Annotated in this window: 16 protein-coding genes and 2 pseudogenes; 9 read left to right on the plus strand and 9 right to left on the minus strand. The window is 70.7% G+C overall.

The window, feature by feature from the left end:
• Window positions 1-61: 61 nt before the first annotated feature.
• The 4 genes and pseudogenes from M2163_RS19465 to M2163_RS19480 all read right to left on the minus strand — a co-directional run.
• Window positions 62-4,132 (minus strand): ribonuclease E/G, encoded by a 4,071-nt coding sequence (locus tag M2163_RS19465; RefSeq protein ID WP_280894566.1) that lies wholly within the window; start codon window positions 4,130-4,132, stop codon window positions 62-64.
• A 263-nt stretch (window positions 4,133-4,395) separates the two neighbouring features.
• On the minus strand, window positions 4,396-5,160 hold the full coding sequence (locus M2163_RS19470; protein WP_280851529.1) for a TIGR03936 family radical SAM-associated protein: 765 nt from the start codon (window positions 5,158-5,160) through the stop codon (window positions 4,396-4,398).
• A gap of 48 nt (window positions 5,161-5,208) precedes the next feature.
• Complete coding sequence (locus M2163_RS19475) at window positions 5,209-6,366, minus strand: hypothetical protein (RefSeq protein ID WP_280851528.1); 1,158 nt, start codon at window positions 6,364-6,366, stop codon at window positions 5,209-5,211.
• 15 nt (window positions 6,367-6,381) lie between these two features.
• A pseudogene (locus M2163_RS19480) lies at window positions 6,382-6,525 on the minus strand (GNAT family N-acetyltransferase); the annotation flags it as partial.
• Between the two features lie 152 nt (window positions 6,526-6,677).
• Here M2163_RS19480 and M2163_RS19485 point away from each other — a divergent pair.
• The 4 genes from M2163_RS19485 (at window position 6,678) to M2163_RS19500 (ending at window position 9,360) form a co-directional block, all read left to right on the plus strand.
• The gene (locus tag M2163_RS19485) at window positions 6,678-7,262 is read left to right on the plus strand and encodes a TerD family protein (RefSeq protein ID WP_280851527.1); all 585 of its coding nucleotides are present in this window, start codon (window positions 6,678-6,680) and stop codon (window positions 7,260-7,262) included.
• A gap of 168 nt (window positions 7,263-7,430) precedes the next feature.
• A complete protein-coding gene (locus tag M2163_RS19490) occupies window positions 7,431-8,129 on the plus strand; it encodes a DUF899 family protein (protein ID WP_280851526.1) in 699 nt (232 codons plus the stop codon).
• A 113-nt stretch (window positions 8,130-8,242) separates the two neighbouring features.
• Window positions 8,243-9,082, plus strand: coding sequence for a class II glutamine amidotransferase (locus tag M2163_RS19495; RefSeq protein WP_280851525.1), 840 nt, complete (start codon window positions 8,243-8,245; stop codon window positions 9,080-9,082).
• 95 nt (window positions 9,083-9,177) lie between these two features.
• Window positions 9,178-9,360 (plus strand): hypothetical protein, encoded by a 183-nt coding sequence (locus M2163_RS19500; RefSeq protein WP_280851524.1) that lies wholly within the window; start codon window positions 9,178-9,180, stop codon window positions 9,358-9,360.
• Window positions 9,361-9,943: 583 nt separating this feature from the next.
• On the opposite strand, the gene M2163_RS19505 is transcribed toward M2163_RS19500, so the two are convergent.
• Window positions 9,944-10,354: a hypothetical protein gene (locus M2163_RS19505; RefSeq protein ID WP_280851523.1), complete on the minus strand. Its 411-nt coding sequence runs from the start codon at window positions 10,352-10,354 to the stop codon at window positions 9,944-9,946.
• A 568-nt stretch (window positions 10,355-10,922) separates the two neighbouring features.
• On the opposite strand from M2163_RS19505, the gene M2163_RS19510 reads away from it, so the two are divergent.
• The gene (locus tag M2163_RS19510; RefSeq protein ID WP_280854200.1) at window positions 10,923-11,411 is read left to right on the plus strand and encodes a recombinase family protein; all 489 of its coding nucleotides are present in this window, start codon (window positions 10,923-10,925) and stop codon (window positions 11,409-11,411) included.
• Window positions 11,412-11,589: 178 nt separating this feature from the next.
• Window positions 11,590-11,874, plus strand: coding sequence for a hypothetical protein (locus M2163_RS19515; RefSeq protein ID WP_280894567.1), 285 nt, complete (start codon window positions 11,590-11,592; stop codon window positions 11,872-11,874).
• Between the two features lie 88 nt (window positions 11,875-11,962).
• Here M2163_RS19515 and M2163_RS19520 read toward each other — a convergent pair whose 3' ends face one another.
• On the minus strand, window positions 11,963-12,376 hold the full coding sequence (locus M2163_RS19520; RefSeq protein ID WP_280894568.1) for an arsenate reductase ArsC: 414 nt from the start codon (window positions 12,374-12,376) through the stop codon (window positions 11,963-11,965).
• 102 nt (window positions 12,377-12,478) lie between these two features.
• Between M2163_RS19520 and M2163_RS19525 the strand changes: the two genes are divergently transcribed.
• Together M2163_RS19525 and M2163_RS19530 are read left to right on the plus strand one after the other, a co-directional pair.
• Complete coding sequence (locus M2163_RS19525) at window positions 12,479-12,787, plus strand: metalloregulator ArsR/SmtB family transcription factor (RefSeq protein ID WP_280851520.1); 309 nt, start codon at window positions 12,479-12,481, stop codon at window positions 12,785-12,787.
• Window positions 12,788-12,823: 36 nt separating this feature from the next.
• A complete protein-coding gene (locus tag M2163_RS19530) occupies window positions 12,824-13,594 on the plus strand; it encodes an aquaporin (RefSeq protein ID WP_280894569.1) in 771 nt (256 codons plus the stop codon).
• A 133-nt stretch (window positions 13,595-13,727) separates the two neighbouring features.
• On the opposite strand, the gene M2163_RS19535 is transcribed toward M2163_RS19530, so the two are convergent.
• Window positions 13,728-14,105 (minus strand): metalloregulator ArsR/SmtB family transcription factor, encoded by a 378-nt coding sequence (locus M2163_RS19535; RefSeq protein WP_280894570.1) that lies wholly within the window; start codon window positions 14,103-14,105, stop codon window positions 13,728-13,730.
• Between the two features lie 146 nt (window positions 14,106-14,251).
• Here M2163_RS19535 and M2163_RS19540 point away from each other — a divergent pair.
• Window positions 14,252-15,617: pseudogene (locus M2163_RS19540) on the plus strand (NAD(P)-binding domain-containing protein).
• Window positions 15,618-16,115: 498 nt separating this feature from the next.
• Here M2163_RS19540 and M2163_RS19545 read toward each other — a convergent pair.
• Both M2163_RS19545 and M2163_RS19550 read right to left on the minus strand, forming a co-directional pair.
• A complete protein-coding gene (locus M2163_RS19545) occupies window positions 16,116-18,086 on the minus strand; it encodes a TIGR03960 family B12-binding radical SAM protein (RefSeq protein WP_280851516.1) in 1,971 nt (656 codons plus the stop codon).
• Window positions 18,087-18,162: 76 nt separating this feature from the next.
• A complete protein-coding gene (locus M2163_RS19550) occupies window positions 18,163-19,662 on the minus strand; it encodes a CYTH and CHAD domain-containing protein (protein WP_280851515.1) in 1,500 nt (499 codons plus the stop codon).
• Window positions 19,663-19,669 lie beyond the last annotated feature (7 nt).

Raw genomic sequence — 19,669 nt, forward strand, 5'->3', positions numbered from 1 at the left:
CCCGGCGAACCGGGAGCGGATTTCGATCTTCAGACGGCTGAAACTGTGCGGTGACCGTCCGTCAGGACTCGTCCGCCTGGGTCGAGACCGGCCGCGGCGACTGCTGCTCGGCCGCCACCGTCTTCTTCGCCGCCGCCTTCTTCGCGGTGGTCTTCTTGGTGGCGGTCTTCTTCGCGGCCGTCTTCTTGGCGGTCGTGGCCTTCTTGGTCGCGGCCTTCTTCGCCGTGGCCTTCTTGGCCGTCTTCCGGGCCGTCTTCTTGGCCGGCGCCGCCTCCTCGGCGGGCTCCTCCGCGCCGACCGGCTCGGCCTGCGCCTCGGCCGAGGGCACGACCACGACGGCCGCCTCCTCGGACGCGGTGGGCGCGGTGGCCTTGCGCACGGCACGGCGCCGCGGACGGGCCGGGGCCGCGCTCTCGGCGGCCGGCTCGGGCTCGGCCGGCGCGGCCACCGGGGCCTGCTCGGCCGGCACCTCGGCCACCGGCGCGGTCTCGGCGACCGTCACCACGGCGGCCTCGGCACCCGTCGGGGAACCGGCCGGAGCCGACGCCCTGCGGGTGGCCCGGCGACGCGTACGGCCCTGGGGAGCGGCCTCGGGGGCAGCGGCGGGCTCGCTCGCGGCCTCCACGACGGGGTCCTCCGCGGCGACCGGCTCGGCCTGAGCCTCGGCGGCTGTCTCCGGCTGCACCGGACGCTCGATCTCCGCCTCGGCCGGCACGGCCTGAGCGGTCGGGACCTCGACGTCCTCGGAGAGCACGCTCTCCTCGGCCGGCGCCTCGGCACCGCCCGACCTCCGCGAGCTGCCCCGGGGGGCACCGGCCGGAGCGGACGCCCGGCGCCCGGCCCGGCGACGGCCACGGCCGCGCGTGGCCGCGGCCTCCGCCTCGGCGACGCTGCTGTACAGCTCCTCGTCCGGCGCGAACTCGGCCGGGGTCAGCGCGATCGGCTCGGCCACCTCCGCGGCGACCTCCGCCTCGGTCTCGACCTCGATCTCCTCCGGCGCCTCCACGGCGGCCGCGGCCTCGTGGGTGTGCTCGTGCCCGTCGCCGCCGCGCCCGCGCTTCTTGCGCTTGCCGCCGCCACCGGCGGAGGTCGGCTGCTCCATGTGCACGATGACACCGCGGCCGTTGCAGTGGACGCAGGTCTCCGAGAAGGACTCCAGCAGACCCTGGCCGACCCGCTTGCGGGTCATCTGGACCAGGCCCAGCGAGGTGACCTCGGCGACCTGGTGCTTGGTCCGGTCCCGGCCCAGGCACTCAAGGAGACGCCTGAGCACCAGGTCCCGGTTGGACTCCAGGACCATGTCGATGAAGTCGATGACGATGATGCCGCCGAGGTCGCGCAGCCGGAGCTGGCGCACGATCTCCTCGGCCGCCTCCAGGTTGTTCCTGGTGACCGTCTCCTCGAGGTTGCCGCCCTGGCCGGTGAACTTGCCGGTGTTGACGTCGACGACGACCATCGCCTCGGTCCGGTCGATCACCAGCGAACCGCCGCTGGGCAGCCAGACCTTGCGGTCCAGGGCCTTGGCGAGCTGCTCGTCGATCCGGTACGTGGCGAAGACGTCGACCTCGGAGGTCCACTTCTGGAGCCGCTCGGCGAGGTCGGGGGCCACGTGCGAGACGTATCCGTGGACGGTCTGCCAGGCCTCGTCACCACTGACGACGACCTTGGAGAAGTCCTCGTTGAAGATGTCGCGGACCACCCGGACGGTCATGTCCGGCTCGCCGTAGAGCAGCGTCGGGGCGTTGCCGCTCTTCGCCTTCCGCTGGATGTCCTCCCACTGCGCCTGGAGCCGCTCGACGTCGCGGCGCAGCTCGTCCTCGCTGGCGCCCTCGGCGGCGGTGCGCACGATGACGCCCGCGTCCTCGGGGACGATCTTCTTCAGGATGGTCTTCAGCCGCGCCCGCTCGGTGTCGGGCAGCTTGCGGCTGATGCCGGTCATGGAGCCCTCGGGCACGTACACGAGGTAACGGCCCGGGAGGGAGACCTGGCTGGTCAGACGCGCGCCCTTGTGCCCGATCGGGTCCTTGGTGACCTGGACGAGCACGGGCTGGCCGGACTTGAGGGCGGACTCGATGCGGCGCGGCCCGTTGGCCATGCCCAGCGCCTCGAAGTTGACCTCACCGGCGTACAGCACCGCGTTGCGGCCCTTGCCGATGTCGATGAAGGCGGCCTCCATGGACGGCAGGACGTTCTGGACCTTGCCCAGGTAGACGTTGCCGACGTAGGAGGTGGCCTGCTCCTTGTTGACGTAGTGCTCGACGAGCACCCCGTCCTCGAGCACGCCGATCTGGGTGCGCTCTCCGCTCTGCCGGACGACCATCACCCGCTCGACGGCCTCGCGGCGGGCCAGGAACTCGGCCTCGGTGATGATCGGGACGCGGCGGCGGCCCTGCTCGCGGCCCTCACGGCGGCGCTGCTTCTTGGCCTCCAGACGCGTCGAGCCCTTGATGGACTGCACCTCGTCGGACGGCTCGGTCTTCGGGCGCGGCTCGCGCACCTTGACGACGGTGCGCTCCGGGTCGTTGTCACCGGGCTCGGTGTCGACGGCGGAGTCACCGGCCCGGCGCCTGCGGCGACGGCGGCGACGGCTGCTGGTGCTGGAGCCGCCGGACTCGTCCGAACGGGCGTCCTCGTCGTCCTCGTCGTCGTGCTCGTCGTCCTCGTCCCGCGCGGACCGCCCGGTGTCCTCGGCGCCTTCGTCGGAGTCGTCCGAGTCCTCGTCACCGGAGGCCTCGGCGGACTCGCCCCGGCGACGGCGGCGGCCACCGCGCCGGCGGCGGCGCCGCGACCCGGTCTCCTCGGTGTCGTCCCCGTCCGCGGAGTCCTCGGCGGCCTCGTCCGTCTCCTCCTCATCGACGGCCTCGACGGACTCGTCAGCCTCGACGACGGTCTCGGCGGCGGTCTCCTGCGCCTCTGCCTCGTCACCGGCACCCCGGCGCCGACGGCGGCGCCGCGAACCGGTCTGCTCCTCGGCGGCGACCGGCTCGACGGACTCGGCCTGCTCGCTCTGCCCGGCCTCCGCCTCCGCGGCGGCCTCGGCGGCGGCCCGCTGCGGGGTCTGGAACTGCGGCTCGGTGAAGACGGGCGCCTGGAACACGGCGACCGCGGGTCGCGCCGGCCGGCGCGGCGATCCGTCCTCGTCGTCGGCACCGGCGGCGGCACCGCGCCGCGCGGGCTCGGAGAACCCGGTGGCGGCCTGACGGACGGACCGGCGACGGGCACGACGCGGGGCGGCCTCCTCGACGGGGGCCTCGGCGGGGGCTTCCTGCGCGGCGGGAACCTCGGCGGCCGGCTCGGACGGCTCGGCCTCGACGGCCTCGCCCTCGGCGGCACCGGCGGGCGCGGACACGCGACGCGTGGCACGGCGGCGGGTACGGCGCGGGGCGGCGTCGTCGGTCTCGGCGGTCTCGGCGGGCGCTTCGGCGGCCACCGGCTCGACGGTCTCGGTGGCCTCGGCGGCGGGCGCCGCCTCCACGGTCTCCGCGGCCTCCGGAGCACCGGCGGGCGCGGCGGCCCGTCGCGAGGCCCGGCGGCGGGTCCGCGGAGCGGGTGCGGCGGTCTCGGCGGCGGGTGCCTCGTCGGCGGTCTCGGCCGCGGCGGGCGTGTGCGCGGTCACCGGGGCCTCGGCTGCGGCGCTCTCGTCGGCCGCGGGGGTGGCGGCGGGCGCGGTCACCCGGCGGGTCGCGCGGCGACGGGTACGCGCGGGCGGAGCCGCGTCCTCGGCCTCGACGGCGGGCGCGCTGTCCGCGGCCGCGGTCTCGGCGGGCGCCTCCGCGGCGGCCACGGGCACCACGGTCTCGGCGGTCTCGGCGGCCGCGGGCGCCCCGGCCGGAGCGGACGCCCGGCGGGTGGCACGCCGACGCGGACGCGCGGCGGGCTCGGCCGGCGCCTCGGCGGCCTCGGGGCTCTGGGTGGTCCCGACGTTCTCGTCGGGCTTCTCCTCCTCGTCCGTGACGAGGTCCTCAGTCTCCGCGGCCGGTATGGCCGGAGCGACGACCTCCTCACCGCCCGCGGCGGCGGCGACCGGCGGTCCCGCCGGCCTGGAGGCGGCACGACGCCGACGGCGCGGCGGCAGGGTGTCGCTCGGAGTGTTCTGTTCGGAACCCTCGATGGGTTCGGTCGGTTCGAGCATGCGGGCTTGTCTCCCGTCAGGCTCCCGGGCGCCGCACCTGGTCCGGCGAGGATGCCGGTGACGTCCGCGGCTCGCGCGATGCGCGGTGCCGCCGTCCGGGGCGCGGGCGCCGCACGGGAGCTCTCTGTGTCCTGTCTCGCCGGTTCCGTACGCCCTTGCTGGGTACGGCCTGGCGAAAGTCTTGTGGTCGGTGCGCTGCCCGACCCAGGTGGCTCCCGAGTACGAGGGCTGCGCTACGACGCCCGTCCTTCGCGGGACCTTCCTTACGCCGGCGCCTTCGCGGCGGCAGTCGGTTCGGCCGTTGAGTGGGCCTCGACTGCCTCGCGGTCGGGCGCGAGCGGGTCGGTCACCGTGCCGGTCTCTTCATCGAGCAGCCCCTGCGCCAGCCTGGTCACCGCTGCGGGGACCGGCGGCGCCAGGTCGGCCACGGCGCGGAGACCGGACAGGACGTCGTCGGGTCGTACGGCAGGCGTCACGTGCCGAACAACCAGCCGCAGTATCGCACAGGGCTGGTCGGTCGGCCTATCAGCAGGTTCACTGTGCGTTTCAAGGTGTACGACCGCGGGGCGGGCGTCGAAGGTCCTGAGGCCGTTCTTCATGGTGCGCTGGACCTCGACCGCCTCGGCGGCGTTGAACGCGGCGACCGCGCGCTCGGCCTCGGCCGGCTCCACGCCGTCCAGCCTGAGCTCCCACACGGAAGCGGTGAGCCGGTCGGCGAGTCCCGAGGTCCGGGCCTCGACCGCGTCGACGACGTCGAGCCCGGCGGGCAGCGACTCGTCGAGGAGGAGCCGGAGCTTCTCCGGGTCGCGCGCCTGTGTGAGCGCGATCTCCAGGTACTCCGCCTCACTGCCCGTGCCGGTGGGTGCGGCATTGGCGTACGACACCTTCGGATGCGGTGTGAACCCCGCCGAGTACGCCATGGGCACCTCGGCACGGCGCAACGCCCGCTCGAAGGCGCGCTGGAAGTCACGGTGGCTGGTGAACCGGAGGCGGCCGCGCTTGGTGTAGCGCAGTCGGATGCGCTGCACCGCCGGTGCGGGCGGCGGGCCTTCGGGCTGTCGCTTGCCCAGTGTCGCTCAGTCCTTCGTGAGTGCGGTCGTACTGCTACCAAGAGTACGTGTGTCGGCGGCGGTCGGTTCCCGCCGGGCCACCGCTTCCCTCTGACGGGGTTCGCCGAAGAGCATGCGCCGGAAGTCGGCGCGGGCCTCCCGCACGGACGCGCGGGCCGAGGCGAGCGTGGCCCGGGTGATCCGTCCCACACTGCGCGCGGCCTCGGCGACGGGCCGCAGGACCACGTCCCGGACCACGTGCCCCACGGGGGTCAGGACCTCGCGGTACACCCAGCGCACCGGCTCGACGAAGATCCACCGGAAGAGGGTCGCGAGGAACCGGCCGACGGCGAGGGAGATGTGCCCGGCGATCCGCCAGGCATGTCCGAGCGCGTCCCACACCTCGCGGCCGACGACGGCGAGGACCCGCCCCACGGGTGCGAGGATCCAGCGCCACACGGCGACGGCGGGCAGGACCAGCAGGACGCGGGCGATCCAGTACAGGGCGACTCCGACGCCGGTGACGATGGCGCTCATCAGCCAGGCCAGCCCCCTGGCGCACCGGACGACCGCGCGCCCGACGGGCGTGAGGATCCAGAGGAGCACCGCGCCGACACCCTTGAGGAGCCACACGATCGCGTGCCCGACCGGCGTGAACATGCGCGCGTACACCCACATCAGCCCGGCCACGATCCCCCGCACCACCCATGCGATGCCGTGCCCGATCACCGTGCAGATCCAGACGAACCCCGCGCCCACGCCCTTGAGGAGCCACACGATCGCGTGCCCGACCGGCGTGAGCACGCGCGCGTACACCCACACCAGACCGGCCACGATCCCCCGCACCACCCACGCGATGCCGTGCCCGACCGGCGTCAGCACCGACCGGTACAGCCACACCAGGGGGATGACGAGGAGCACCTTGCCGAGCCAGCCGACGGCCTTGGCGAGGGGCACGACCCCGTAGCGCCACAGCGCCGTGCAGGGCCAGACGACCAGCGCCCGCCACAACGGCCGCAGCAGGCTGTCCCGCAGGAAGCGCCCCGCCACGACCAGCGCGTCCCACACGATCCGTACGGGCACGACCAGCACGAGCACGACGATGCGTACGGGGATGCGAATCGCGACGGTCAGACATCCCTCGGGCGGGGGCGCCTGCTGCGCGGGCTGCTTCTCCAGGTCCATAACGACGTAGACGCCTCAGTTCCCCGTCCGGATCCAGTACCGCAGCAGCATTGCACCGCGCCGGTCCTCGAATTCTCCGCCATTGGCCTCGATCACCTTACGAGACGCGAGGTTGGTGACGTCACAGGTCACCAGGGCCCGGTCACTGCCCAGTTGACGTCAGACGGCGTCCGGACAGGAGGCGTGGAGCCGGACATGAGGCAGGGTCAGCCGCGGCATCACCCCGTGACGGCGGGGCGAGGGGCCGGCCGGCCACGGGGTTCGCCGGGTCCGCTCTGGGACGTCGGTACGAGTCCGTGCACTATGTCCCCATGATTACGCTGACGAAGGAAGACGGTCCCGCCGACCTGGACGGTGTGACCCATCTGTCCATAGGGGTCTCCTGGGACCCCACCGCGGGGGCCAGCGGTGGGGTGATCGGAAAGCTCCGCCGCAAGACCGGCACGGACCTCGACCTGATCGCCATCGCCATGCACGACGGCGACCCGGTACGCCTGGCGGGCCTGGACTCGCTCGACCCCATCGGCAACGGCTCCCTGCTCCACAGCGGCGACAACCAGACCGGCCACGGGGACGGCGACGACGAGACGGTCACCGTCGAGTTCGCGAAGATCCCGCCGCACATCACGTCGATCGTCTTCGTCGCCGCCGCCTACAAGAAGGGCAGTTCCTTCCAGAAGGCCCGCAACATCAGCTTCAAGGTGTACGACGCCACCGGCGGCAGCTCCCAGCAGGTCGCCGACATCTGGCCGAGCATGCTCACCACCGACAACGGCTGCGCGGTCGCCAAGGCGGTCCGGGTCGGCACCACCTGGAAGCTCGAGGTCATCAACGTCACCGGCAAGATCAAGCAGGGCGACGAACTGGCGCTGATGCGCTTCGCCGCGAGCAAGTAGCGGGCGCGGGAAGCAGAAAGCGGCACGCAGAACGCGGAATGCGGACAACAGGGGCGGGAAGGGCCAGGACTCCGTCGGCCCTCCCCCTCCCCGACCGATGAGTTCCGGAGCCCCGCAGGGTCTGCCTCCGCACAGGGAAGAACCGCGTACGCACTCTGTGAGGGGCCCATGACCGCACACGCACTGCCTCCCGTCGTCGACGCCTCGACGTGGGAGCACCGGCTCGAGGAACTGCGGGCCCGGGAGAAGGCCGCCACCCGGGAGCTCGACGCCATCGCCGCCGAGCGTCGCCGCCTGCCGATGGTGGAGCTGCCCGACTACACCCTGGAGGGCGAGGACGGCCCCGTACGGCTGGCGGACGTCTTCGAGGGCAAGCGGCAGCTGATCGTCTACCACCACATGTGGTCCGCCGGCCAGGAGTGGCAGTGTCCGGGCTGCACCGGCTTCACCTCGCAGTACACCCGCCTGGAGTTCCTGGACAACTACGACGCCCGGTTCGTCGTCGTCACCCAGGGCCCGATCGAGGAGGCCCTGGCCTACCGGGAGCGGGTCGGCAACAGGATGACCTGGTACTCCACCGCGAACAGCCCCTTCGGGGCGGACGTCGGCGCCCCGCCGGACGGCGGATTCGCGGTCAACGTCTTCCTGCGCGACGGCGACAAGGTCTACCGCACCTGGCACACCGACGGCCGCGGCACCGAGCAGCTCGGCCACACCTTCGCCCTGATCGACCTCCTCCCCTACGGCCGCCAGGAGCAGTGGCAGGACTCCCCGGAAGGCTGGCCCCAGTCCCCCACCTACAGCCGCTGGGCCACGTCCAAGGACATCGCGGCGCTCTACGGTCCGGACGCCGCCGGCGCTCACTGAGCGGGCCCCGGGCGGGGGCGCCGCGGACTCCACGCCCTGCCGCCCCCGCCCGGGACGTCCATACTGGTTACGTGAGTGTCGCCGCCCTTCGCCCGAGGAAGGTGAGTGCGCACATGTGCCGTTGGATCGCCTATTCAGGCACGCCTGTCCTGCTCAGCCACGTCCTGTTCGAGCCTCGGCACAACCTGATCGACCAGAGCCTGCACTCCCGCATGGGAGTGGAGACCACCAACGGCGACGGTTTCGGCATCGGCTGGTACGCACAGGACCTCACCACACCGGCGGTCCTGCGGGACGTGGGCCCCGCCTGGAACAACCGCAATCTTCAGGAAGTCGCTCACCACGTTAGTTCGGGCCTGTTCTTCGCCCACATCAGGGCGACGACCGGAACAGCCGTCCAGCAGACCAACTGCCATCCCTTCCGCTGGGACCGCTGGCTGTGGATGCACAACGGCATGATCAACGAATTCCACCGGCTCCGACGTGACCTGGCCCTGGCCGTCGACCCGGCCCTCTATCCCGAGATGGAGGGTTCCACCGACTCCGAGCTGATGTTCTACCTGTCCCTGACCTTCGGTCTCACCGAGGACCCGCCGGGCGCCGTGGCCCGCATGGCCGGCCTGGTCGAGGAGACGGGACGCAGACACGGCGTCCCCCACCCCCTCCAGATGACCGTCGCCCTCTCGGACGGTGCCCGTCTCTGGGCTTTCCGCTACTCCAGCGAGGGGGCCTCAAGGTCCCTCTTCTACAGCACCAGGGTGGAATCCCTGCGCGCCCTCCACCCCGACACCGCGTTCCTGCGCGAGGTGGGCGACGAGACCCGCCTGGTCGTCTCCGAGCCCCTGGGCGACCTCCCCGGCGCCTGGAACGAAGTCCCCGAGAGCAGCTACGGCGTCGTCCAGCCGGGCGAGGACGTACTCCACCCCTTCAAGCCCCGCCTCCATCAGCTGTAGCCGGCAGTCCGGTCAAAGCTGGTCGGGCCGTTGCGTTACCTCGTGGGTCTCGTGGGCACTGGTGGTCCGGGACGGCCGACGAGAGGGGTCCGGTCATGCGGGAGTCGTCGCAGGACGTCACGGTCGTGACTCTTCTGGCGGATCCGGACGCGCCGACGGAGATCGCGCAGCGCATGGCCCGGATGCTCCCCGACCGGCTCGCCGAGAAGTCGGGCCAGGGGAGCCGGTTCAAGGTGGTCCTGCACCCCGACGGACAGGGCAACGGCCACAAGAAGTAAGGCGGCCAGACCAGTTGGCACGTCCGCTCCCCCGGACCGCGCCGGCCGACCGGTCACGTCCACCCCCTGGCTTCGGCCGGGGGGTGGACGGGCCGTCGTCGCCTGACCTACCGCCACGCCTGGGCGGCGATCGCCCGAGTCCCGGCCGGGCCGGACGGACAACTGCCCCCGTCGCCCAGCCTGACCCGCGCCCAAGGCCCGGTGTAAGGGTTGCGGCAGCCAGGCTCGCCACGCTGTTGAGCGTCGTGGGGATTTCACGCCCGGGGGCAGCGTCCATTGCCTGGGAGGGCGAGGCTGGGCCGGGGTTCTCGCAGCCCCTCAGACCCACCCACCCCGGAATGGACAGCCTTCGAGCCCTCAGGAGGCAGTAGCGGCGTTCTCAGCGCCTCCCGCACGGTCTCCCGCCGCCCGCACACCGCCCGAGCGCCCTCAGGACAACAACCGTCCGGTGCTCGCTGCCGTCCTCAAGGCCACCCACAATGCCCCGCAACGCCTCGCGCACGTCAATGCGAGTGACCACTCAGTGCCGCCCCAGCCATGGGTGCCGCAGCTTGTCACCGCAGCCTCCGTCGGCCTGTCCAGTTCAGTAGCTGGTAGTCCGGTCAAAGCTCGTGACGTTGAGCTTGATGCCCTTGACGCTCTTGAGCGTCGTGAAGAACTCACCCCGAGCCGTCTGGCCGGGCTGCACGTTGGTCTCCGACTCCGAACCGTCCTCCACACGCGTGCCGTCGGCGTCGACCGCCTCCCAGTCCCATGCGTAATCGGACTTCTCACTGCTGCTGTTCTTGATCGTCCAGACGAGCCAGATGTCGGTGATGCCAGCTTGTGAGCGGTCGTCGAACTTGAAGCTGACGAGGTCGGCCCGCTCCCCCGCAGGGTCCCGGGTCTGCCCCTGCTTCGTCTTCGCAGTGGGCGTCGCACTGGGCGCCGAGGTGGTGCTCTCGTCCTTGCCACCCGACGCGGCCACCAGTACAACGATGACGATCACGACCACCGCGGCCAGAGCTCCGGCGCACCCCCACAGACAGCCCCGGCCTCGCCGCTTCTTCTGCGGTGGCCCAGGGGGCGACGTCCACTGCCCCGGAGGGGGCGAGGCTGGGCCTGGACTCCCCCACCGAGGACTGCCTCCAGACGGCTCGCTCGCTGACATGGCGCCTCCTCGCTAGCGATATCGCCACGCTAGGAAGCCACGGAGCACGTCGCGAACAGAGAGCAGCCACTCGGGCGACAGCCGCCGGATGAGGGCCTACAGGGGCTCCCAAGCCCTCAGTCCCGGAATGGACAGCCTTCGAGCGCCCAGGAGGCAGCAGCGGCGTTCTCGGCATCTCCCGCCGTCCTCACCGACGACACGACATCACCGGTCCGTCAAGAACTTGTTTTGCGCAAGTTGGCTCTGGATCGCGGCCGTCGGGTCATCGGAGTCGCCAGCGACCTCAACGTGTCCGCGACAAGTCCCGCCCTGGAAGCGCAAGGAGCTCGGAGACTAACTCAACAACCGGGCGCCGGAGTTCGACGAGATCCTGTTCTGGAAGCTGGACCGCTTCGTCCGTCGACTCACCGACCTGAGCACCATGATCAACTGGTGCCTCAGGTACGGGAAGAACCTGGTCTCCAAGCACGACGCGATCGATCTGACCACGACGACCGGGAAGATCATGGTCACGATCATCGGCGGCATCGCCGAAATCGAGGCCGCCAACACGAGCACCCGCGTCACAAGCCTCTGGGACTACACGAAGACACAGAGCGCCTGGCTCGTGGGCATGCCCGCCTTCGGCTACGAAACGGCGGACGACGAGGCCGGCCGGATCGTCCTCGTCATCGACAAGGACGCGTACAGGGGCACTGCACTGGTGCCGCAACGCCGCGATGAGACCGAAGCCCGCATCCGCCCGTCGAATGGCCAAGGTTCTCGTCCGAGCCGGCCTCTGCGGACCAGGTCTGACCACCTCCACCCTTCTCCGCCGACTCCGGAACCCAGCGCTCACGGGCTACCGCGTGGAGGAGGACAAGAACGGGGGCGTGCGCCGGTCGAAGATCGTGCTGGGTAGTGATGCCCAGCGGCAAGGCAGGAGGCCACGGCGCGCCGAATCCGTACGGGATCTACAGCAAACTCGTCGAGGACGTATTGACGGTGCTCGACGACGAGCCAGTCATGACGCGTGAGTACCGCCAGGGCGCCGAAGCCGCAAGGAACTCCAACTCCTCGAACAGTCCATCAGCTACTACATGACCGGACTGGAGCCGGAAGGCCGCTTCACGAATACGCGGTTCACCACGGAGAAGGCCGAGAAGACGCTCGACGATCTCATCAAGCAACTGGAAGCCACGGACCCGGAATCGACCCAAGACCGTTGGGTGGCCGTCCACGACGGCAAGTTGTTCCGGACTCGTTGGGAGGAGGGCGGCATGGAGGCCATGGCCGCCGACCTCCTCCGTATCGGCCGTAGCGGCGTGAGATGCAGGATCAGACGGACCACGGTGAAGGGTGTACGCGCGCCGCGCATCACATGAAGCTCATGATCCCCAAGGGCGTGCGTGAGCGCCTGATCATCAAGGACGACGACTTCGCACAAGCCTTTTGAGGATGCGCAGCAGACGGTCAGCGCTTAACCGGCACGTCCAGTTCTTCGAGGAGACCACGGACCCGCCGCTCGATCTCGTCACGGATCGGACGGACCGCGTCCACACCTTGGCCGGCCGGATCGTCCAGCTGCCAATCCAGGTACCGCTTGCCCGGGAAGATCGGGCAGGTGTCGCCGCACCCCATGGTGATGCACACATCCGACTCCTTGACCGCGTCCACGGTCAGGATCTTCGGAATCTCGGCGGAGATGTCGATACCCACCTCAGCCATGGCTTCGACGGCGGCGGGGTTGACCTTGTCGCCCGGGTTGGACCCGGCGGAGCGGACCTCTGCGCGGCCCTCGGCCAGGTGGCTCAGCCACGCTGCGGCCATCTGCGAGCGGCCCGCGTTGTGGACACAGACGAAGAGCACGGAGGGCTTGTCGGACATCAGCGGTCTCTTTCGATCTCGCGCCTGCATGGCGACAGAGGACGGCCCGCACACATCAGCGGCCAGTGGTATCAGTCACCACTGATGTGACAGTATCAGCGCATGCTGACGTCAGTCGACACTGATCTGTTGCGGGTTCTGGCCGACCCGCTCAGGCTCCAGATCGTCACCCTGCTCGCCGAAGAGACGCTGTGCACCACTCACCTCGTGGAGGAGACCGGTGCCAAGCAGACCAACCTCTCCAACCATCTGAGAGTGCTGCGCGAAGCCGGGATCGTCGAGACCGAGCCATGCGGTCGGTTCACCTACTACAAGCTGCGCGCGGACGTCATCGCATCGCTTGCCGGCCAGTTCGCCGACCTGGCCGAGTCCGCTCGCACCGCCGCCGACAACAAGCGGTCCTGCCCCTGATCCCGCCGCCCTGGCGACCGCACCAAGGAGTCTTTGTTGACCGCCACGCCCGAGGCCGCCGCCGAGTCACCGATACCGACGGCCGAACCGCAGCCCGCTCCAGGCGCCACCCCACCGCGCAAGCCACTGGCCGCACGTGCCGCCGCTGAGCTCATCGGCACTGCCGCTCTCGTCGCGGTCGTGGTCGGCTCCGGCATCCAGGCCACCGAACTGACCAAGGACGTAGGGGTGCAGTTGCTCGCCAACTCCCTGGCCACGGTCTTCGGCCTCGGCGTCCTGATCCTCCTGCTCGGCCCCGTCTCCGGTGCCCACTTCAACCCCGTGGTGACGCTGGCCGAGTGGTGGACAGGCCAGCGCGGCGGGGCAGGCGTGACCATCCGCGAGGCGGCCGTCTACGTCCCCGCACAGATCGCGGGTGCCGTTGCGGGTGCCGTCCTGGCGGACGCGATGTTCGGCGAGCCCCTGGTCGAATGGTCCACGCACGACCGGTCCGCGGGACACCTGCTGTTGGGCGAGGTAGTCGCCACGGCGGGCCTGATCCTGCTGATCTTCGGCCTGGCCCGCACCGATCAACTGCGCTTCGCCCCTGTGGCAGTCGCCTCCTACATCGGTGCCGCCTACTGGTTCACGTCCTCCACGTCTTTCGCCAACCCGGCGGTGACCATCGGCCGAACCTTCAGCGACACCTTCGCGGGCATCGCTCCGGGCTCCCTGCTGGGCTTCATCGGCATGCAGCTGATCGGCGGGGTGATCGGACTGGCGCTGGTCGCCCTCGTGTTCTCGCCGAAGCAGGCCACCGCTAAGTGACGCACGCCTTCCAAGTGTTGGTGACAGGCGGCGGTCAATCCGGCCTCGCCGCCTCCAGCGCCACGACTCCACCACGCTCAGCTCACCCTTGGCGCTGAACGCTCATCACCGCGTCAGGCTTCCGCCCCGCCCATCAGGCCGCAGCCGGATCGATCGTCAGCAACCTGCCCATCGCCGCCAAGACCGAGGGCTCGACCCGGTAGTACACCCAGGTCCCGCGCCGCTCCGAGGTGAGCAGGCCGGCATCCTTGAGCTTCTTCAGGTGGTGGGAAACGGTCGGCTGGGAGACGCCCACGTCGGAGATGTCGCACACGCATGCCTCGCCGCCGGGGTGTGAGGCCACCGCCGAGAACAGCCGCAGCCGCACCGGGTCACCGAGCGCCTTGAACATCCGCGCGGCCGTTTCCGCCTCCTCGGCCGTGAACGGGCGCTCGGTCAGCGGCGGGCAGCAAGGCGCCACGGGCTCGGCGGCTCCGGACTCCAGCAGCGGCAGCACCTTGGTATTCGACATGCATCTATGTTGACACACATCAAACCACGCTGGCGAGAGCCCTCCCGTACGACAAATTCGATGCATGTCTATGTTGACGTCCGTCTAATCAGGTGGCACGCTGACCGCGAAGGACATCGACCAACGTCGAAGCAAAGGGGAACCCTGTGAACGCGCGCACCACCGACCAGCTGCCCGTCGTGGTCATCGGAGCCGGTCCGATCGGCCTGGCCGCTGCCGCCCATCTCGTCGAGCGCGGCATCGAGCCCTTGGTCCTGGAGGCCGGCCCGGCGGCGGGCAGCGCCGTGCGCGACTGGTCGCACGTCCGTCTCTTCTCCACCTGGGGCGAGGTCGTCGACCCGGCCGCCGAGAAGATCCTCGCCCCGACCGGATGGGTTCGCCCCGACGGCTCGGCCTACCCGACCGGCGGTGACTGGGCAGAGCAGTATCTCCAGCCCCTCGCCGACGTCCTCGGCGACAGGGTCCGCTACGGCAACACGGTCACCGGTGTCGCCCGCGCAGGCCGTGACCGGATCGTTGACGCCGACCGCGACGAGCAGCCGTTCACCGTGCACATCGAGACGGCCGACGGACGCGAGGAGCGTCTCACCGCCCGTGCCGTCATCGACGCCTCCGGCACCTGGGCCATTCCCAGCCCCATGGGCGCCGACGGCCTGCCCGCCCTCGGCGAGAAGAGGGCAGTCGGCCAGATCTCGTACCGCGTCCCCGACCTCAAGGACCCCGCCGTCCGCGCCCGGTACGCGGGCAAGCGCACCGCCGTCATCGGCTCCGGTGCCTCTGCCTTCACCGCACTCGCCTATCTCGCCGACCTGGCCGAGGACGAGCCGGGCACGCACACCGCGTGGGTCCTGCGCCGAGGCATCGGTGCAAACACCTACGGCGGTGGCGAAGCCGACCAGCTCCCCGCTCGCGGCGCCCTCGGTCTGCGCGCCAAGGCCGCCGTCGAGGCCGGCCACGCCAGCGCGGTCACCGGCTTCCGTACGCAGGCCGTCGAACGCGACGGCGACAGGCTGACCCTCGTGGCAGAGGACGGCCGCCGCCTGGACCCGGTTGACGAGATCATCGTGCTCACCGGATTCCGTCCCGACCTGTCCTTCCTCTCCGAGGTCCGCCTCGGGCTCGACGAGCGCCTCCAGGCCCCGACCGCGCTGGCCCCGCTCATCGACCCCAACGTCCACTCCTGCGGCACGGTCTACCCCCACGGCGTGAACGAGCTCTCCCACCCGGAGCAGGGCATCTACCTGGTCGGCATGAAGTCCTACGGGCGTGCCCCGACCTTCCTCGCCATGACTGGGTACGAGCAGGTCCGGTCCGTCGCCCGCAGCGATCGCAGGAGACCGTGAGGCCGCCGAACGCGTGGAGCTGACGCTGCCCGAGACAGGAGTGTGCGGGGGCGCCGGCCTCTACGACGACCCCGAGGCTGCCCAGAGCACCGACGGTGGCGGTTGCTGCGCAGCCCCGGCCACTCTCCAGATCGGTATCGGCGCACCGACCACGTCCGGTGGCTGCTGACGACCTGCCCGTGACGGAGATACAGGCAGACGAGGCCGCGACCGGAACGGAGGACCGGTCGCGGCCACGCACTGCCCTGCGCGCCCAATCGCCCGCCTTTCGCGCCGCCGATCGGGCTGACCCGGCGGGTCCGGCTCGGCCGGGACCCGTATGTCCGCGTCGTCCTCTGCCCTGGTCTGCTTCTCCAACTCACGCACTCGAAGGGCCTGCATGCGAACACCCCGGGCGGCCATGCCTGCCCCCACCGCAGCCCCCGCCGCGCTCGCGAACCCCGCTCACCCAGCAGCCCGGACCGCAGCGGCCCCCTGAGCCATGCACACGATTTCGCCGTGTTCATTGCCAGCGGGGTCGAGCAGAGCGGCAGTCCTCTCCCAGCAAGAGAGCACAACGAGCCGACTGAGATCCACTCGACTTCGGAGACAACCTGCGATGCACTGCCAGGGCCAACAAGGCCAGGCCCGCCATCGGCTCAATCACCCGATCGAGTGCCCACTCACCTCAGTGAGAGTGACCACTCGAAGCCGGCGCCGGACCAGCGTTCTTGACCGTAAGAGGCAGCAGCTTCTTGCCCGTCGGGCCGATCTGGATGTGGGTGTCCATCTGCGGACACACCCCACAATCGAAGCACGGTGTCCACCGGCAGTCCTCGACCTCCGTCTCGTCGAGGGCGTCCTGCCAGTCCTCCCAGAGCCAGTCCTTGTCGAGGCCGGAGTCCAGGTGGTCCCAGGGCAGGACCTCCTCGTACGTCTTCTCCCGGGTCGTGTACCAGTCGACGTCCACGCCGAACGCGGGCAGCGTCTTGTCGGCGCAGGCCATCCAGCGGTCGTAGGAGAAGTGCTCGCGCCAGCCGTCGAAGCGGCCGCCGTCCTCGTAGACGGCCCGGATGACCGCGCCGACGCGGCGGTCGCCGCGGGAGAGGAGGCCTTCCACGATGCCCGGCTTGCCGTCGTGGTAGCGGAAGCCGATCGAGCGGCCGTACTTCTTGTCGCCGCGGATCTTGTCGCGGAGCTTCTCCAGGCGGGCGTCCGTCTCCTCGGCGGAGAGCTGCGGGGCCCACTGGAAGGGGGTGTGGGGCTTGGGGACGAAGCCGCCGATCGAGACCGTGCAACGGATGTCGTTCTGGCCGGAGACCTTGCGGCCCTCGGCGATCACCTTGGTGGCCATGTCGGCGATCTGGAGGACGTCCTCGTCGGTCTCCGTGGGCAGGCCGCACATGAAGTACAGCTTGACCTGGCGCCAGCCGTTGCCGTACGCCGTCGAGACCGTGCGGATGAGGTCCTCTTCCGAGACCATCTTGTTGATGACCTTGCGCATGCGCTCGGAGCCGCCCTCGGGGGCGAAGGTCAGGCCGGACCTGCGGCCGTTCCTGGTCAGCTCGTTCGCCAGGTCGACGTTGAAGGCGTCCACGCGGGTGGACGGGAGGGACAGGCCGATCTTGTCCTCCTCGTACCGGTCCGCCAGGCCCTTCGCGATGTCGCCGATCTCCGAGTGGTCGGCCGAGGACAGGGAGAGAAGACCGACCTCCTCGAAGCCCGTCGCCTTCAGGCCCTTCTCCACCATGTCGCCGATGCCCGTGATGGAGCGCTCACGGACCGGGCGGGTGATCATGCCGGCCTGGCAGAAGCGGCAGCCGCGGGTGCAGCCGCGGAAGATCTCCACGGACATGCGCTCGTGGACCGTCTCCGCCAGGGGGACCAGCGGCTGCTTGGGGTAGGGCCACTCGTCCAGGTCCATGACCGTGTGCTTGGACACACGCCACGGGACGCCCGACTTGTTGGGGACCACGCGGGCGATACGGCCGTCGGGGAGGTACTCGACGTCGTAGAACGCCGGGATGTACACCCCGCCCGTCTTCGCCAGGCGGAACAGGACCTCCTCGCGGCCGCCCGGCCGGCCCTCCGCCTTCCACTCGCGGATGATCCTCGTCATGTCGAGGACGGCCTGCTCGCCGTCGCCGATGATCGCCGCGTCGATGAAGTCCGCGATGGGCTCGGGGTTGAAGGCCGCGTGGCCGCCGGCCAGGACGATCGGGTCGTCGAGGCCGCGGTCCTTGGACTCCAGCGGGATGCCCGCCAGGTCCAGCGCCGTCAGCATGTTGGTGTAGCCCAGCTCCGTGGAGAAGGACAGGCCGAACACGTCGAAGGCGCCCACCGGCCGGTGGCTGTCCACTGTGAACTGCGGGACCTTGTGCTCCCGCATCAGCGCCTCCAGGTCCGGCCACACGCTGTACGTGCGCTCGGCGAGGACGCCGTCCTGTTCGTTCAGGACCTCGTAGAGGATCATGACGCCCTGGTTGGGCAGACCGACCTCGTACGCGTCCGGGTACATCAGTGCCCAGCGGACGTCGCAGGACTCCCACGGCTTGACGGTGGAGTTGAGCTCACCGCCGACGTACTGGATCGGCTTCTGCACATGCGGGAGCAGAGCTTCGAGCTGCGGGAACACCGACGCGGCGGTTTCGGCTGACATCTCGCACTTCCATGGACGGACAGGGGTGACCATCTAGCCTAACGCGGCCGTGACCGCCTCCCGTACGCCCGGAAGGTCACAGGGCGTCCGCCTCCCCCTTGATCCCGTCCCAGAACCCGGGCAGCTCCGCCTCCACCGCCGCCGCCCGCTGTTCCTCACGCCCGTACAGCAGCCCGTACGTGAAGGCGCTCTCCCCGGCCGCGTGGGCGACCGCGGACAGCTCGCGCAGGGTCCTCCGGGCCATCACGCCGTCCTGGTGCTCCCCCAGCAGGTTCTGGAGCGCCTTCATGGACTTCACCATGGTCTTGGCGGGCTTGCCGAGGGCCGGGCGGGCCGCCTCCGCCGCGTAGCGGGTGCGCTTGGTCTTCTTGCGGGCCTCGTGGATCGCGACGTCCCGGTCGGTGCCGGGCTCCAGTTCCAGAGCCTGTCCGACCAGCCCGGCGACCTTGCGGAAGTCCTTGCGCACGGCCTTGGCGATCACCTTGTGCGGCTTCTTCCCGGCCGCCTTGAGCAGCGGCGGGTCCGCGAGCAGGGCGTCCAGGGCGTCGAGCAGGGCGAGATGGCGCCGGGAGTCCAGCACCCCGATCAGCCGCGCGCTGGCCCCGCCGGGGCTCTCCCCCGACCACGCCCGCAGCCGGTCGGCCACGGGCCCCGAGACCAGTGCCTCGGGCACCTCGTCCAGGGCCGCCGACATCCGCTCGGCGAGCACCTCGCGGTCCCGGTCCACGCCCAGCTCGCCGGCCAGCCACTTCAGCTCGTCGCCGATCGGGTCGGTGACGGACCGGTCCAGGACCTTGCCGCACGACTTGAAGGTGCTGCGCAGTCGGCGGGTGGCGACGCGCATGCTGTGGACGGAGTCCTCGACGTCCTGGCGGACGGCCGGGTCGAGAGCGACGATCGCGTCCCGCTGGGTCCTTGCGTACGCGAGGACATGGTCGCCTGCGGTCACCGGGTCCCCGGTGACCGGGCGCTTCTTCTTCGGCGCGGTCTCGGCGAGGGCCCGGGCCAGTTTCGAGGCGGACCGGGAGGGCCGTACGCCCGCCTTGCGCAGCCGTTTCTCCACCTTGTCGAGGAGGGCCGGGTCGCCGCCGTCGGCGAGTTCCACCTCGATCTCGGTCCACTGGGCGTCGCCGACGCCGCCGCTGAGCCGTTCGGCGTGCACGGCGTCCACGCTGACCTCGGCGAGCAACTGCCCGTCGGCGTCGAGGAGGTGGCGCACGTCGCGGTCCGAACGCAGCCGGACCACGGGCACCAGCTCGACGTCCCGGGCGCGGGAGCGGACCAGTGCGGCGAGTTCGTCGGGGAGGGTGTCGGTCAGGGGTGCCCGGATCTCGTCGCGCACGCCCTCGGAGACGGGGAGCTTGAGGTGCCAGCCGGCGTCGGATCCACCCGTGCGGCGGCGCAGGGTGACCGAGGACGCCACGAGGCGTTCGTCGGGGGTGTCGTAGTAGGTGGCGTCCAGGTGCGCGACACCCTTGTCGACGACGGCCTCGACCCCGGCGACTCCGGTCAGGTCGGGCAGGCCACTGTCGTCGGACTCGTACTTGCGTTCGATCTCCCGCTTTGTGTCCGCCATGATTCGA

The organism is Streptomyces sp. SAI-135 (genome assembly GCF_029893805.1).
Lineage (GTDB): Bacteria > Actinomycetota > Actinomycetes > Streptomycetales > Streptomycetaceae > Streptomyces.

Excerpts from the sequence above, each read along its gene's own strand:
- M2163_RS19545 (WP_280851516.1), bottom strand. The coding sequence starts at position 18,086 with ATGTCAGCCGAAACCGCCGCGTCGGTGTTCCCGCAGCTCGAAGCTCTG.
- M2163_RS19490 (WP_280851526.1), top strand. The coding sequence starts at position 7,431 with ATGACCGCACACGCACTGCCTCCCGTCGTCGACGCCTCGACGTGGGAG.
- M2163_RS19520 (WP_280894568.1), bottom strand. The coding sequence starts at position 12,376 with ATGTCCGACAAGCCCTCCGTGCTCTTCGTCTGTGTCCACAACGCGGGC.
- M2163_RS19500 (WP_280851524.1), top strand. The coding sequence starts at position 9,178 with ATGCGGGAGTCGTCGCAGGACGTCACGGTCGTGACTCTTCTGGCGGAT.
- M2163_RS19465 (WP_280894566.1), bottom strand. The coding sequence starts at position 4,132 with ATGCTCGAACCGACCGAACCCATCGAGGGTTCCGAACAGAACACTCCG.
- M2163_RS19550 (WP_280851515.1), bottom strand. The coding sequence starts at position 19,662 with ATGGCGGACACAAAGCGGGAGATCGAACGCAAGTACGAGTCCGACGAC.
- M2163_RS19535 (WP_280894570.1), bottom strand. The coding sequence starts at position 14,105 with ATGTCGAATACCAAGGTGCTGCCGCTGCTGGAGTCCGGAGCCGCCGAG.
- M2163_RS19475 (WP_280851528.1), bottom strand. The coding sequence starts at position 6,366 with ATGGACCTGGAGAAGCAGCCCGCGCAGCAGGCGCCCCCGCCCGAGGGA.
- M2163_RS19485 (WP_280851527.1), top strand. The coding sequence starts at position 6,678 with ATGATTACGCTGACGAAGGAAGACGGTCCCGCCGACCTGGACGGTGTG.
- M2163_RS19515 (WP_280894567.1), top strand. The coding sequence starts at position 11,590 with ATGACCGGACTGGAGCCGGAAGGCCGCTTCACGAATACGCGGTTCACC.
- M2163_RS19525 (WP_280851520.1), top strand. The coding sequence starts at position 12,479 with ATGCTGACGTCAGTCGACACTGATCTGTTGCGGGTTCTGGCCGACCCG.
- M2163_RS19495 (WP_280851525.1), top strand. The coding sequence starts at position 8,243 with ATGTGCCGTTGGATCGCCTATTCAGGCACGCCTGTCCTGCTCAGCCAC.